We start from the raw sequence: 14502 nt of genomic DNA, 5'->3' as shown, positions 1-14502 counted from the left end.
GCGAGCAGACTCGCCGCCCGTAACCGGTCATGCCCGCGTTGACGAGTGTCCCGGCACGCCGGTGCCGAAACGGTGTGCCGGGTGCGTTAGTGGTGTTCGCGTTCGCCGGCGCTGTGGGTGCGGGTGGGGCCGGCCCGCAGGCGGGGATTCTGCCCGGAGGCTGACCGCCGTCGAGGCCTTCCGGGCTGCGCCGCATCACTCGCGGACCGGTCCTCGTCAGCGTCGACCTCGGGGGCACGGGAGGCACCAGTGTGGTCTGTACTGGTCACGGGATCCTGCTCGGCGCGCAGTTGCGCGTTGTCGGCTTGCAGGCGGCGGTTGTGGCGTTCGAGTTCGTCCGTGCGGTGCTCGAGGTCGAGAACCCGGCCGATACCGACGAGGTTGACGCCGGCCTCGATGAGTTCGGCGATGCGCCGAAGCCGGGCCAGGTCGTAGTCGCTGTAGCGGCGGGTGCCGCCGTCGGTGCGGCCCGGGGTGATCAGCCCGTAGTCCTCGTACAGGCGCAGCGCCGCGACCCCGAACCCGGACAGCTCTGCGGCTACCGAAATGCCGTAAACACCGCGCAGCGACGGTGATTCGGAGTCGTACCGCTCGGATTTTTCGGGCACTTTTGCTCCGATCGGGAATTTTCTCGCACAACCTCTTGTCATGGTCTACGACAGATGCTATACCAAACCTACAGCATCTGCTGGAGTTTACCTGGTGGAATGAAGAGGGTTTCAGGAGGTGGACACGATGTTGATGCGTACGGATCCGTTCCGCGACCTCGACCGTCTGACGCAGCAGTTCCTCGGCACCGCGGCCCGTCCGGCGGTGATGCCGATGGACGCCTGGCGCGAACAGGACCGGTTTGTGGTGGAGTTCGATCTACCCGGTGTCAATGCCGACTCGCTGGATCTGGACGTCGACAAGAATACTCTGACGGTGCGCGCCGAACGGTCCGCGCTCGACGAGAACCGAGAGATGGTTGCAGCCGAGCGTCCGCGCGGGGTGTTCAGCCGGCAGTTGTTCCTGGGGGAGAACCTCGATGCGGACAAGATCGAGGCGAATTACGACGCCGGGGTGCTGCGGTTGACGATTCCGGTCGCCGAGAAGGCCAAGCCCCGCAAGATCGAAATCAGTAGTGGGCATTCGGAGAAGAAGGCGGTCAACGCCTGAGGCACGGTCGACAGGGAGACCGCCAACGCTCGACCGAGGTGACAAGCTCGGGAGGGGTGAATTGTCGATGACATTGGCGAACATGGTCACCGAGTTGAACGCCACCGTAATTCCGGAGCGCAGCGAACGCCAAGTGGTGTGGCCGTGGCACGAGCTCGACTACGCAGTGCTCGAGGCCGATTCGGATCACATCCTCGCCGACGCGCTGACGCCGCAGGCCGTGGTCCTGCTCGCTCGGTTGGCGACTACGCCGGCCGGTCCGCCGCGGTCATCCCCTCCCGCTTCGATGGGGTGGACGGTGTCGGCTCCTCCGGTCCCGGAGATCCAGGCCACACAGCGTTCGCCACCGACACCCGGAAAGTGCCTCCGCAAGAGCATGTTTCGTATGTGATGCAATTCGGAAAGGGGTGATGAATCAGACGAGTGCACCCAGCTCACGGGGTTCGACCGCTGCCGCCTCCTTCACCTGTCAATCCTTCGCGCGCGGCGCGCCGAACCCCGGGCACGCCGCCCGATGCCGCCGATCAACGAAAAGACCATACGACGGCGCCGACCGCGCACCCGACAACAATCCGTGGTGGTTGTGTCGGATGGACCGGGGCGCACGGCCATCAGTGGCGGACGGGGTCTTCGTCGGCCGTTCCGGGCGGGGAGTGCCCAACCCAGACATCTGGAGAATCAGGAAAAGCGCGGGCGGACCTTCCTGTGGTTCGGGCCCGCCCCGTCCTGGTGGTTCCGGCACCCCGAACGCCCGGAACCACCTTTCTCCTGCGCATCACACGAAAGGGGTGAGGTGATGGCCACCGGGCGGGATCCATATCGGGTGCTGGGCCTTTCCTCGTCGGCGTCCCAGGCTGACATTGCCAGTGCCTTCCGGCGGTTGCTGCGTGAACACCACCCCGACACCCGCACCCACCACCAAACCCCCGACCCGGCGGCGGACGAACGCCTCCAGCGCATCCTTTCCGCCTACACTCTGCTGCGCGACCCCGCACACCGCGCCGCCCACGACCGGGCAGTCACCGACCGCGCAGCGGCCGAACCCGGTGTCCGGCCTCCCCGATCGCCGCGGGCTCCGACCCAGCCTGCCACCCCGGTCCACATCCAGGTCGTCGTGCGCGGTACCCCGCCGCGGCGCCCACCCGCGGCCGGGTTGTGGGTGAGTCCGGTGCGATGGCACCACTGACAGGTGCACTTATCCGGCTGAGGCCCGGTCGAACGCCAGACTGGATATACCTTTCCCGGTTGGGCACATTTTCTCCCGAATTGCAGCCCGAACCGCCCGAGCGGCCGGTATGAATCAGCGATTCTCGCAGCATGTTTGGTGGCTCGACCGAGTCCCGCGGGATGCGGAGGGCGGTGGTTTGGACTCGGTGGCGGCGCGGCGGGACAACCGCGCCGGCCACCCCGGTGGTGCCTTCGCGACGGGCGACCGTTCGACCGTCTCGAGCGGAAGGCGAAGAGAATTGTGCCGGCGACATCGCCGTCGAGCGAATCCTCGGCCGGTACGAGAGGGCGGCCAGTCCACGGCGGCCGGTGCGCGGAGATCAACCAGAACCCAGATTTTCTCACTCCCGGTACGTTCGCGAGTGAATGTGCGCGGTCGCCGCTCCGCCCCCGCGGGTGGAGAGGTGGCCCGTCGACATGAAACCTTGCATCTCCGAAATATCTGTAGTGAAGACTGTAGACATTGCGATGTCGCCGTTGTAGAGTTCCTCTTGTCGCAAGGAAAGAGTTCACGAGGTGCGGGAGAGGATGAACTGCCCGCCGAGAAGTACCGCTAGACCAGGATGTGCTGGGTGAGGGTTGATGTGAGTGTGTAAGGCCCCGGCACATCCGGCGGCTGCCGGGCGGCACGAAGAGCCCGACGGCCGGAAGAAGTGCAGTAAATAAGGAAGTGAATCCCGCTCCGGCCCCCGGTGCCTCACGGCGCCGGGGGCCCTGTCCGTTGAAAGGTGTCACCCCCATTCAGGAAGATTCGCCCGACCGTGACCCTGCCGGGAAGTTCGACGACGAGGACTACCCGGCCTACAGCATGGGTCATGCCGCCGAGATCCTCGGCGTGACGCAGGCATTCCTGCGCAGCCTCGACGCCGCGAAGCTGCTCACCCCCGGACGCTCGGAGGGCGGCCATCGCCGCTACTCCCGATACCAGCTGCGTCTCGCCGCGCGAGCCCGCGAACTGATCGACCAGGGCACCGCACTCGATTCCGCGTGCCGCATCATCATCCTCGAAGACCAACTCGCCGAGGCCCGACGCATCAACGCCGAACTCCAGCAGGTCCAGCAGGCCCACGGGCCCTCATCCGGTCGGATCGGCCCCGCCCTGGGATGAGACGGCACCGGCGTGGGTCGCTGAAGGTCGCGTCCTGCCAGCTCGACGTTGACCAACTGACCATCGCCCTGGGAGGCGAGTTGGAGTGGTGAGCGCGTCGTTGGTGACGTAGCCGGTCGAGTCATGGGAGTGCCTTTCTCGGAGGGTAGGAACTCGAATGTCTGTTGCCGAGTGGTACCACTGCATCCCACCGTGAAACAGCCACGGCACTGGGTGCCAGTCACCGTGTGGACCCGCTGCGGCACCGGTCGTTGCAGGCAGGGGTGCGCATGAGTTCTGTCCGTCGGCGTCCCGGCGGAGGTGGTCAGGTCGCGGCGCAGCGGGATGCGGATCTCAGGCCCGTGTTAGCGCGTGGTGTTGGTGGGTAATGCGTAGAGGACGTCACCGCCCGTCCTTTTCCATCCGATTCCCATGTGTGAGGTACCCATGTCGACTGATGCGATCGTGCTTCTGAAGAACGACCACAAGGAGATCCGGAAATTGTTCCGGGATTTCCGCGGTGCGGGACCGAACGCCGAGGTGGAGAAGGGTCGCATCGTGAACAAGATCATCGAAGCGCTGACGGTGCATACCTATATCGAAAACGAGGGGATGTATCCGAAGGTGCGTGAACTCGTCCCGGATCTCGAGGACGACATCCTCGAATCCTACGAAGAGCACCACGTCGCGGACGTGCTGGTCGTCGAGCTGGCAGCGATGAAACCCGACGACGAGCGGTTTGACGCGAAGACCACCGTGCTGATCGAGAGCGTCGAGCACCACATCGAAGAAGAAGAGCAGGAGTGGTTCCCGAAGGTGCGAGAACAGCTGGGACGTAAACAACTCCAGGAAATCGGCGCGAGGTTGCTGGAATTGAAGGAGAAGGCGCCGAGGTCTCCATCCCAACCGTCGGCATTGAAGAAGACTGTCGACGCCGTCCTGAAGTAGGGGGTGTGAGCGCGGACGGACGGCAGCGAACCATGCATCTGGCGGAGCGGACCCTCGATACCGCACGGACGCTGTTTGTGGGGATGCCGTTCCGGGTGGCCGCCGCGATGCGGGGCGGCGTCCGGGTTTTCCATCCGCGTGGCCTGGTCGCAACGGGGCATATCGAACTCGGCTCCCCCTGGTGGACGCTGAAGACCGGAACACCGATCGACGTGGTGGCGAGACTGTCCGGGGGAGTGGGAACTCCGTCGGGAGTACCGGACGTGCTCGGGCTGGCGTTGAAGATCCCGCTCGATCCGCCCGACACCGAATGGGATCTTCTGCTGGCCAGCTCAGGCACCTCGGCGGTGACTCGGATTCTCCCGCTCCCCGCACGGGGGTGGAGCAGCGCCCGGTACAGCAGCCTGATGCCCTATTCGTCGAACGGAACGGACACCCAATGGGTGCTGGCCGTCCCGGTGGGACCCCATCCAGCGACGACCTCACTGGATTCGCTGAGGCAGTCCCTCACCGACGCGCCGCTGCGGTTCCGCTTGGACCTGGTCTCGGCGACCGGGTCGCCCGTTCCGGCTGGGCAGGTGACGCTGACACGGGTGCAGGAGCTGACGGACGACGAGCAACCCACCTTCGACCCGGTACTCCACTGTCCACCGGGGTTGGCGCTGCGCCCCGCATGGCTCGCCGGGGTGCGGGTCGGCGCGTATCGGGGTAGTCGCCACGGCCGCGGCGACCCGTCCTCGTAGATCTCGCCGAGTAACGCTCCGACGACGGCGTCTATGCATGCTGACGGCCGCGGATCACCACGATCTCTTCGCTGCGCTGATCCGCGGTGATGATGCCGCGGGACGCGAGCATGCGGCGACGCGCGGTCAGGACGGGACCGAAGGGAATCTCCCGCCGAGCGATGACGTCGACCCTCAAACCCTGCTCTTCGAGCATGACCTGGGACGTCGGGTGCCTGGGTGCAAATTCGGTCGAGGAGCAACCTGTGGGTGCCGGCATCCCAGGCGCGCGCCATGCCGGAGCCGGGGATTCGGTCTTCCTCAGAGGGCACGTACGGTGGGGGAGAGATCCCCAGGTCGAAGCATTCGCCCCGGACGGGCACGGTGACGCTGCCCTGTAACACCGGATCGTGTGCCCGTGCACGCGAGCGTTGATACGTAAGTACCGCGCGGCGCGAGATGTCGATCGCGGTGACGCTGCCGGCCCCCCAACTCGGCTGCCCGAACGGTGAGCGCTCCGGTACCGGTGCAGATGTCGAGGACACGCGTTTGCGCGTCTGGTGGTCCGCCAGGGTGTCAGCGAACAGCCAAGTATCGTCCTGTGGTGGATAGCCCCGGGTTCGTAGGATCAAGACAACTCCTCATGCCTTCGGGACCGAAACGCCGCACTTATCAGCGCAGTGCGTCTTCGAGCAAGAACAGGGCATGAGCGGTAGTCGCTTCCACCACGTCGCCGGGATCTCCATCGAAGTGCCGCAGCTCGGTGCGAGCGGAACCGTCGACAAAGACCCCGAACCACACGGTCCCCGGTGGTTGTCCGTCCTGAGGTTGGGGTCCGCCGGCACCGGTGACCGCCACCGCAAGATCCGCGCCGAGCAACTCCGCTACTGATGTCGCCATCGCGCGGGCACTGGGTTCGCTGACAACCGGGCCGTCTGGAACCTGCAGTAATCCATGTTTCACCGAGCTGGCATAGGCCACGATGCTGCCTCGATACCACTCGGACGACGACGGCGCGGCACCGAGAACGGAGGAGATTCTCCCGCCAGTCAATGATTCCGCGGTCGCAATGGTGAGTTGCCGGTCGCGCGCCACGACAGAGATCCGTTCCGCACGCTCGTCGCAACTACTCACTCGCCGCGCCCCGGCGGATGCGGTGAAGTCCAGATACACTGGCCATTCCGGCCGCGAGCACAATCACCAACAACATCACATTGATCATCGGACCTCCACCTCGTGCTTCGAGCAGGACTCGTTGCTGACTCTCCCGGACTGCAATTCCTGCGAGTAGTGCACCGCTCGCCTTCGACATTCAGTCGCCGGCGCCGATACTTTTCGGCGGCCCCGCCGGCTACAGGCTGAACCGGGGAGCCTGGCCGTCATCGCGTCCGGACACGACGACGACGTGAGTACCGAAATACCCCGCGACGAGTAGGCGCAATCCCAGAATCGCAATCGCCATACACGGGAGTGCCAGTCGGCAGAACCACTGCGCGCCATCTGACGATGAGCGAGGGGGTGCGGACCGGGCCCCCACAAGCTCGTATCGACGACTCGCGGAGTCCCGGTTCGGCCCGAAGTGCAGGAAGAATTAGGGCCAGTCCGCGAGTTCACGGACTGGACCCGAGGGAGCGCACCTGAAAGCCGCAACAGCCACCGAAGGGTGCTATCAATCAGGTCGACACACTGCGCATGCATATAATTACCCACCACCCTAGGAGCGCACGGCCTCCTTGGTTCTCAACCTTCGGGGCGTGCGTATACGTCAGAGGTTGGGAAGCGCTGCGGCGAGGAAGACGACGCCGGCGGCGATTCCGAAAGTCCCGGTGAGCATGCCGAGGAGCGCTACCAATCCCTTGGACTCGTTCCCTTCGACCCCGGGGTGTCGGTTGGCGGCGATTCCGGCAGCGATGGCGCCGGCACCGAGCAGGATGCCGAATCCGAGCATCCAGAACATCACGTTCGACAGCGAGCCCAGCATGATCGAGAGGTCACTGCAGTATTCGCCGAGAGGACGACGCGGCCTGGTGGGCCAGGATGAGTGTGGCTCGGAATTGTGGCGATCGTGTCGGAACTCGGTCGTGGTGGCAGTCATCTTTCAGGTCCTCAGAGTACGGGCAGTGGGTCGGATGCGTTTGTCCGGCATCGGGTTCGGTCCAGCGGTGTGTCGCTGGACCGAACCCGGGTGCGTGGTATCAGCCTTCGATGGGGGTGCGGTCACCGCATGCGACGGGTGAGCCGCTGCGGGTGATCTCGATGCGCCGCGGTTTCGCTCGTTCGGTGACCGGCAGGATTACGCTGAGAACACCGTTGTCGTAGCTCGCCGAAATGCGGGCGACGTCGATGTTCTCTCCGAGCGACACCTGGCGCCGGTAGCGGCCGCTGAAACGTTCCGATGTCAACCACTGCACACCGTCGTCTGCCTGGCTTCGATGGGCGGTCAGGGTCAATACCCCGGCGTCGACATCGATGTCGATCGAGCCGGGGTCGATGCCGGGCAGATCGGCTCGGGGTGTCGCCTCCCGGGTCCACTGGAGACTCTCGGTGACCCGATCGGCTCTGTCGGCGGGTTGGAGGAATGGGAAATAGGCCTGTTCGGCTTCGAAGGGTGGGATCATCGATCTTGCCGTGAAGCAGACGGTGGGCGTGGCGGTGGGTTTGCTTACTGGGAAAAGCGCGTTACCGTGTAGAGCAGAGGTTGAGTTCACAGCCCGGCAGACAGTGTCCGTCACCGGCTACGATTCTCGGCCTTTCTTTTTGGGTTTCTCGGGTCGGTCCCACCCTGGAGGAACCTCATGACCTATTTCCATTCCGTCGTCGACTCTCCGGAACAGGTGCAGTCCTGGTTTGCGGACACCTGGCGGTGGAACACCACCGCTGCCGGGGCCACCGAATCCCGCATCGACATCGACGAGCCCCCCGGGCGGCCCGGTCGTGATCCGGGAACGTGGACGCCGTCACCGTGCCGGCGTCCCTCGAGATCGCTCGCTTGTCGCCGGCTTCAGCAGGGGGCATCTGACCACGGAAAAATAGACCGATTGGTATTTTAAGTTTGTTGTCTCGTGCGCCGAGCATCGTGGCCGGTCTCCGGCGCAAGGACTCGCCGCGGACCAGACTGCCCACCGACTGTCATCGCGGAGATGTGGCGCATCTTGGAGTCCTCCCGGGAGGTCGAGTCGTCGTTGTTTTCCTCGCCGGAGGGGGAGCGTGGCCGGGACCGGGCGCGGCGCGAAGCGCACCCCAAACGAGTCTGCCCGGCCGAGAACACGAGTGGCACGTCTGCCGTGCAGAACCGAACTGAAATGAGTTGACACCGAGCTGATGACTTCTGTACCTGCTGAGAGTTTGACATGAGATGGTTTCTTCCCGCGCGGACCGATATTCAGACGCAGCGACCGAGTTCGGGTGCATGGGGTACCTGGCTGCGCAGTGCCCTCCAGCAGCCGGGGTTGGTGTCGGCCGTCAAATGCACTGTGGCGGTGCTTATCGCGTGGTGGCTGGCCGATCGAGTGCTGCAGAGTCCCGAGGCCTTCCTCGCGCCCTACGCCGCCCTGTTCATCATCGGCACCACGGTCCGCAGTTCGGTCGCCGCTGCCGCACGTCAGGTCACCGTCGTAGTGCTCGGTGTGCTTGTGGCCGCGCTGGCGACACAGACCTTGCCCGAACTCGCCGCCATCGCAGGTGCGGTCGCAGTCGGTACGATCCTCGGCCGCAGCCGGTGGCTGGCGCCGGACGGGATGTGGGTGGCGATCACCGCGCTGTTGGTGTTGCTGTACGGCACGGCAACAGATGCCACCCTGGTGTTTCATCGTGTCCTCGACGTCACAGTGGGTGTGCTCGTCGGTGTCGCGGTCAACGCTCTCGTCCTGCCTCCTGACAGGCTCTCCACGGCGCGTGATCTGATTCTGCAACGTGCCGAGGAACTCTCCGCCCTGCTCGCCGATCTTGCCCACGGGCTACGGTCCGGGCGCCACGATAGTGATCGAGGGCGGCAACGGGTGTGGGATCTGCACAAGTCGACCGGCGCCGGCGCTGCACTGAGTGAGGGTCGGGAAAGCCTGCGAGGCAACATGCGCAGCGTCGGCTGGGCCAGAGTCGGGGGATCTCGGGTGTACCAGCCGATAGCTACGATTCTCGACGACACGTTGCTGCAGGTGTCAGTGCTGGAGGTCGCAGTCGAGGCACTCACCGCCTCCGAGGATCGGTTGGAAGGTTCCACGGCGCCCATTCCGGATCAGCTTCGGTGCGAAGCAGCAGGGCTGATCGAGGGGTTCTCGGCTGCATTCGACAAACTCACGTGGGATCCTGCCCACCATCGAGAGCCCTATCTTCACGTTGTGCATACAGCTCTGCCCGATGCGCGCTCGCGCCTCGAGTCCTTCAGGGAGACAGTCCAACGGCGCCAACCCTCATCCGGTGCGTTGCAGGCGATCGCCTTGGCGGCGGATGGTCTGTGGGCCGCCCTGACCGTGCTGGATAATTTCGACGAGCAGCGGGAGCATCATTAGTTCCAGGTGCAGTCGACAGGGCCGGCCATGGTGGATGGTGATCGCCCCGTGGGGCGCAGAGATCTGTCACATCAACCGCAGCGGTGGAACAGGGGGTGGGAGTAGCTGACCGTCGTTTCACCGAGGCGGTGCGGCTCGATCAGTTCGCTGTGGTGGGCCCGCCCTCGCGCGTCCGTGGTTCTGTTTCGTATTCGCTGGTACTCCAGTCGACTCACTTCTTCGGCCATCGCCTTTGATCAGTTCATCTAGGACGCGGCGCTGTCGATCGCCGAGAAGGTATGCCTCGGAGGGGTGTGTAGAGACCGAGCCGTGCGGTTGCGTTCCACGCCGCCCGCTGTAATTGGCCGAGGGGGATCGGCAGAACCGCGGCGAAGCGCTCGAGCGTCTGCCGTTGCGGTCGGCCGTGTGTGCCGCCAATAGCCGGGGAACGTGACGTGCGGGAGTCGGATGCCTCGCTGCTCGGCAATGTCGGCTGCCTGTCTGGCACTCACCGGTTGACAGTTCAGCCGCTCGCCTAGCTCGCTCACGGTGGCAGGCGGGCCTCCGAGCATGCGCGGCCTCCGATGCCCGAATCCCAACGCACGTGGTATCCGCCTCCTTGATGGAACCACCGACCCGTTAACGACCCGGGCGATGGAGGTGAGCGCCGATGCCTCCCACCTGCGGGGTTCCTGAAGAGTGGCGGCGCCGTCGCCAAGGCGGGTCTCACGTGGGTACGGCGCCGCTCGTTGTCCGGTAGCCGGTGCATCGTTGCCACGCAGGTCCGGCGTACGCGGGTAGTGGGGACGTAACGCTACTGCGTGTGAATCAGATCACATAAATGCGTGGTTGCTGAATACATCGACGCGGCCGCTCGCGGCGGCGCACCCCAAAAAAGCGACGAAGGCAGACTTCTCATGGCGACACCCACGAACCCGACGTTCTCCGTGTCCACACCTCGCACGCTGCGGCGACCCGGCGTGATGGGCACCGCCGAAATCAAGGCGAGAATCGAAGCCATCTATGCCGACGATCGCCGACCCGTCACCCGCACTGCTCGCTGACACGGTGCCGGTGGAGCACGGACCGGAGATTTGAGTAACGACCAAACGTCGCGCTTCGGTCCTCCTGCTTACGCTCGAACCTGCTTTGCTCATCGACACATCGCCTCGACACCTCGACACCTCGACAGGACAGCCAGGATGGAACCGGCAGCGGCGGACCCTCGTCTATTGCTCACGGTGATCGAACGCGCTCCGGATCTGGTCGCCATCTCGGACTACGACAGCGGTCGCCTGCGCTATCTCAACCCCGCTGGCATGCACCTGATGGGGTTGGCCGACGAGGCCGCGGTCGGGGCGCGCAGGGCGCCGGAGTTCTTCACCGACGTCGGGGTGGTGCAGGCGCCCGAAATGGAATCGGCCCTGCTCGAGCAGGGCCAGTGGGAGGGCAGGTCGGAGTTCCGGCATTTCGTGACCGGGGAACCGATCCCGGTGACCGTGTCGATCTTCGTGGTCCAGCACACCGAGGACCACCGCCCGGCGGTGATCGCCTGCATCGCCCAGGACCTGCGGACGGCGCAGGAGCACGAACAACGCTTGCACACGGCAATGGAGGCGGCGGCGTACCGGGCCCGCGAACAACAAGCCCTCGCCGAGCTGAGTCGGCTCGCCGTGGACGGCGACCTCCACGACGTACTCGCGGGCGCCGCGGACGCGGCCGCCGCGTTGATGGGGGTCAACTGCGCCGCGGTCGCCCGGGCCGGTGAGTCGGGCGGCGTGTTGCGGGTGCTCGCCTACCGGGGGCAACCACCCGCACTGCAGGCCTTCGCCGCTGGTGCCGCTTCCCAACCGGGATATGCGGCGGCGGTCAACGAGACCATCATCTGCCCCGACCGCTACGGGGAGCACCGATTTTCCACCGACACCATGAAGACCCGGGGACTGCGGTCCGGGGTGTGCGTCCCCATCGGAAGCGCCGGGTCGGTGTGGGGTGTGTTGACCGCGCACAGTGTGCGCCCCCGGGAGTATTCCGACCGCGAGGTGATGTTCCTGCTCTCGGTGGCCGCGGTGCTGGCGGCGGCGGTCCGGCGTATCGAGGCGGAGGAGGGGCTGCGGTATCAGAGCGTGCACGATGTGTTGACCGGACTACCGAACCGGGCCCTGGCGCATCGGCGGATCGATGTGGCCTTGGAGGCGGCGCGCCGCAGCGAGTTCGGGGTTGCGGTGTTGCTGGTCGACCTAGACGGGTTCAAGATTCTCAACGACCGGCTCGGCCACGCGGTGGGCGATGACGCCCTGATCCGGTGGGCCGAACGGCTGCAATCGGTGGTGCGCCCCGCTGACACCGTGGCGCGGATCGGGGGCGACGAATTTCTCATCGTGTGCCCGGAGATCGGTTCGGTCGAGGATGCCATTGCAGTCGCGACCCGGGTCACCGAACTGCAGGTCGGCCCCGGGTCGGGCGGGCGTGGTCTTCGGTTCACCGCCAGCGTCGGAATCGCACTCGCCGGTCCGGACGGGACCCGTGAGTCGCTGATCCGGCGCGCGGACGCGGCGATGTATCAGGCCAAGGCCACCGGGAGTGGGTTCGCCGTGGCTCCATGAGCTGAATCGCCTTGCCGCTGAGTCGATTTTATGCTGACGTCGGGATGGTGGCTCGAGAAGGCGAGCGGAGTCTCCGACGCCATCCTGTCCCGCCACATTGCCACCGGCGTCTCGAGCCGGACGAGCCTCCCATGACCGGCGCGAAGACCGCAATGTGTTGACGCCATCGCCGCGGTCATGGAGCGCACCGCGCCCGCCGACGCGTGCCACGCCTGCCTCGCGCGCGTGCGATGAGTGGGCGGGACACGGTGCAGTCGTCTACCGTTTGGCGTAGTCGGCGACGCCGGTCCAGTCGATAACCACGCAGGGCTCATCACCGAGGATCCAGGCGTCATGTCCGGGCGGGCAGACCATGAGATCACCCGGCCCGAACTCCATGTCCTCTCCGTCGTCCATAACGATTTTCATGCGACCCGAGATGACGTAACCCATGTGAGCGGCTTGGCAGCTGTCGGTCTTGGCTATCGGTTTGACGTGTTTGGACCACTTCCAGCCGGGCTGGAAGGTTGCCCTCCCCACAGCGCCGGACGGGACGTTGACGAGTTCGAGCTTGCCCATGTCGTCCTCGAAGGGGCGGGTTTCCTCGGGTGAATTGAGACTCTTGCGGATGAGACCGGACATTGTTGTCCTCCCACGTCGTTGTGGCGGTACCGACCGAGGCGGCGGACCTTCGACCGCTAGATCGGAACCGCGCGCTGAAGCGAATTCCTCGTCCTCTGATTCTGGGCGGGCTCGCTGGCTGCCGCAATATCTAGCCTGGCCACTGGGTGAGTCACTGCCGCCGACACGCTGGTGGCTGCTCGAGGATCGCGGTGTGAACGCTTGGATGGGGACGGATGCGCGGCGTACGGGCCCTACCAGGACATGCCCGGGGTGACCAATTGACGTCGCAGCATGAGTGTGAGACCAGGAATGTGTCCGGCACCACGGCCGTGGGGATGGGTGAGTGGAACTCGCCTTAGAGTGGCTGTCTCGCTGGCGCGGGAAGCGCAGACACTGAACGGCGAACCCACCCGGCGGGTGCCACAATGAGAATGCGGGGGAAGCGGTCGAACACCCACACCCGTCATCGCTAGCACGGACCCATGACCGGAACAAACGGAGCTGCGCCGTCCCGACAGGGCGGTCCCGCCCTGGACGGCATCAATGGCCAAGGCCAAGGCCAAGGTGAGGCAGAAGCTGGACGGAGTGCTCGGGCTCGGGTCACAGCCGACCTGGTCAGCGGGCACCGTCGAGGTACGACGCCAGGTTCGCTAGGGAGGAGGCGATCCCGGCCTCGTGCCCCTTGGCCGATGCCGGGTGGCACGTCAGCGGCGGTGACGGTCACCTCGGTCCCGTCACCGGCGGCAATGAGGTGCCAGGTTATCGTCATGGTGCCGCGTACGACGGGTCGTCGGCTTCGAACACCGTCCGCTGTACTACTCGCTTCGGTGGCGTCAGGTCGGTGCGGGAAGTCGTGTTGTGCAACGACATTCCGGCATTGTTCAGACAGGCCCTCGGCCGAGCCGGGCTCGGGGGCGACAGGCGTGAAGGGGAGATGGTGGGTGAGAACGAAGCATCAACGGGTGCATGCAGTTTGGTGCCAAAATGGCGATCTGTGTCAGTCGCACTATTTGCCGACATGCACCGCACACTCTGCCGGTCGCTCATTGACTCACATTCACGATTAGTCTGTGCGGTGATGGATACGTCCGAGAAGGCCGCCCGTGCGTCGGCGGCCGTGACTGCGGAAGGCAAGCGGAGTTGGCAATGAACGTTATCAGCGGTGCCGCGCGCGCCGCCAGAAATGCAGTCGGGGTTCTTCGGGACGCGGGTGAGGGCGCCTGGTCCTTTACGAGCAGCAAGCTGCGGCGACGGACGCAAACATCTGAGGAAGCCAGAGCCGGACTCGAGGTGGAACCCCAGCTCACTACCGAACCCGAGTCGGAGCCGATCACATCCGAGGCGCCGACCGCGAAGAAGGCTGCGGCCAAGGTACCTGCGAAGAAGGCTGGTGCCGCCAAACCGGCCCGGTCCGAGGCGGCGCCCGCCAAGCGAGGCGCCAAAGCAATCGCGAAACCGCCGCCGTCCGAGGTGGTGCCCGCGAAGAAGGCTGCTGCCAAGGTACCTGCGAAGAAGGCTGGTGCCGCCAAACCGAGCCGGTCGGAGACGCCGGCCGCCAAGCGAGGCGCCAAAGCAATCGCGAAACCGCCGCCGTCCGAGGTGGTGCCCGCGAAGAAGGCTGCTGCCGCCAAACCGGCCCGGTCCGAGACGGCGCCCGCGAAGAA

Annotated in this window: 15 protein-coding genes and 1 pseudogene; 10 read left to right on the top strand and 6 right to left on the bottom strand. The window is 65.5% G+C overall.

The genetic code is table 11. The features are described 5' to 3' along the window. Nucleotides 1–86 precede the first annotated feature (86 nt). Entirely contained in the window at nt 87–608 is a 522-nt protein-coding gene (locus QM841_RS09290) for a MerR family transcriptional regulator (protein ID WP_280783732.1), read from the bottom strand. Nucleotides 609–735: 127 nt separating this feature from the next. On the opposite strand from QM841_RS09290, the gene QM841_RS09285 reads away from it, so the two are divergent. From QM841_RS09285 to QM841_RS09260, 6 genes are all read left to right on the top strand, one after another. Continuing rightward, nucleotides 736–1158 carry an Hsp20/alpha crystallin family protein gene (locus QM841_RS09285; RefSeq protein ID WP_105419949.1) on the top strand — a complete coding sequence of 141 codons (423 nt, stop codon included), beginning with the start codon at nt 736–738 and terminating at the stop codon, nt 1156–1158. A 67-nt stretch (nt 1159–1225) separates the two neighbouring features. Beyond that, a complete protein-coding gene (locus tag QM841_RS09280) occupies nt 1226–1549 on the top strand; it encodes a hypothetical protein (RefSeq protein WP_283331764.1) in 324 nt (107 codons plus the stop codon). A 405-nt stretch (nt 1550–1954) separates the two neighbouring features. After that, nucleotides 1955–2344, top strand: a complete 390-nt coding sequence (locus QM841_RS09275) for a J domain-containing protein (protein ID WP_283331763.1) — start codon at nt 1955–1957, stop codon at nt 2342–2344. 762 nt (nt 2345–3106) lie between these two features. Beyond that, a complete protein-coding gene (locus tag QM841_RS09270; protein ID WP_283331762.1) occupies nt 3107–3493 on the top strand; it encodes a MerR family transcriptional regulator in 387 nt (128 codons plus the stop codon). Nucleotides 3494–3919: 426 nt separating this feature from the next. Next, nucleotides 3920–4420 (top strand): hemerythrin domain-containing protein, encoded by a 501-nt coding sequence (locus QM841_RS09265; RefSeq protein ID WP_283331761.1) that lies wholly within the window; start codon nt 3920–3922, stop codon nt 4418–4420. A 32-nt stretch (nt 4421–4452) separates the two neighbouring features. Further along, a complete protein-coding gene (locus QM841_RS09260; protein ID WP_280783835.1) occupies nt 4453–5163 on the top strand; it encodes a hypothetical protein in 711 nt (236 codons plus the stop codon). A gap of 31 nt (nt 5164–5194) precedes the next feature. Here the strand turns inward: QM841_RS09260 and QM841_RS43365 are convergent, their stop codons facing one another. The 4 genes from QM841_RS43365 to QM841_RS09240 form a co-directional block, all read right to left on the bottom strand. Next, nucleotides 5195–5359 (bottom strand): class I SAM-dependent methyltransferase, encoded by a 165-nt coding sequence (locus QM841_RS43365; protein ID WP_477956192.1) that lies wholly within the window; start codon nt 5357–5359, stop codon nt 5195–5197. Between the two features lie 455 nt (nt 5360–5814). After that, nucleotides 5815–6276, bottom strand: coding sequence for a CinA family protein (locus tag QM841_RS09250; protein ID WP_280783834.1), 462 nt, complete (start codon nt 6274–6276; stop codon nt 5815–5817). A gap of 631 nt (nt 6277–6907) precedes the next feature. After that, the gene (locus QM841_RS09245; RefSeq protein WP_283331759.1) at nt 6908–7237 is read right to left on the bottom strand and encodes a hypothetical protein; all 330 of its coding nucleotides are present in this window, start codon (nt 7235–7237) and stop codon (nt 6908–6910) included. 100 nt (nt 7238–7337) lie between these two features. Then, nucleotides 7338–7760 carry an Hsp20/alpha crystallin family protein gene (locus QM841_RS09240; RefSeq protein WP_283331758.1) on the bottom strand — a complete coding sequence of 141 codons (423 nt, stop codon included), beginning with the start codon at nt 7758–7760 and terminating at the stop codon, nt 7338–7340. 834 nt (nt 7761–8594) lie between these two features. On the opposite strand from QM841_RS09240, the gene QM841_RS09230 reads away from it, so the two are divergent. From QM841_RS09230 to QM841_RS09220, 3 genes are all read left to right on the top strand, one after another. Continuing rightward, the gene (locus tag QM841_RS09230; RefSeq protein WP_283331965.1) at nt 8595–9650 is read left to right on the top strand and encodes an FUSC family protein; all 1056 of its coding nucleotides are present in this window, start codon (nt 8595–8597) and stop codon (nt 9648–9650) included. A gap of 896 nt (nt 9651–10546) precedes the next feature. Next, entirely contained in the window at nt 10547–10693 is a 147-nt protein-coding gene (locus QM841_RS09225; protein WP_283331757.1) for a hypothetical protein, read from the top strand. Between the two features lie 138 nt (nt 10694–10831). Next, entirely contained in the window at nt 10832–12235 is a 1404-nt protein-coding gene (locus QM841_RS09220; RefSeq protein ID WP_283331755.1) for a diguanylate cyclase domain-containing protein, read from the top strand. A gap of 258 nt (nt 12236–12493) precedes the next feature. Here the strand turns inward: QM841_RS09220 and QM841_RS09215 are convergent, their stop codons facing one another. Next, on the bottom strand, nt 12494–12856 hold the full coding sequence (locus tag QM841_RS09215) for a cupin domain-containing protein (RefSeq protein WP_283331753.1): 363 nt from the start codon (nt 12854–12856) through the stop codon (nt 12494–12496). 1128 nt (nt 12857–13984) lie between these two features. Here QM841_RS09215 and QM841_RS09210 point away from each other — a divergent pair. Further along, nucleotides 13985–14502 (top strand): annotated as a pseudogene (locus QM841_RS09210) (nucleoid-structuring protein H-NS); the annotation flags it as partial.

Origin of the sequence: Rhodococcus sp. IEGM 1307 (genome assembly GCF_030056915.1) — a bacterium.
GTDB lineage: Bacteria > Actinomycetota > Actinomycetes > Mycobacteriales > Mycobacteriaceae > Rhodococcus_F > Rhodococcus_F opacus_D.
This window is presented reverse-complemented; position numbering and strand designations above follow the sequence as displayed.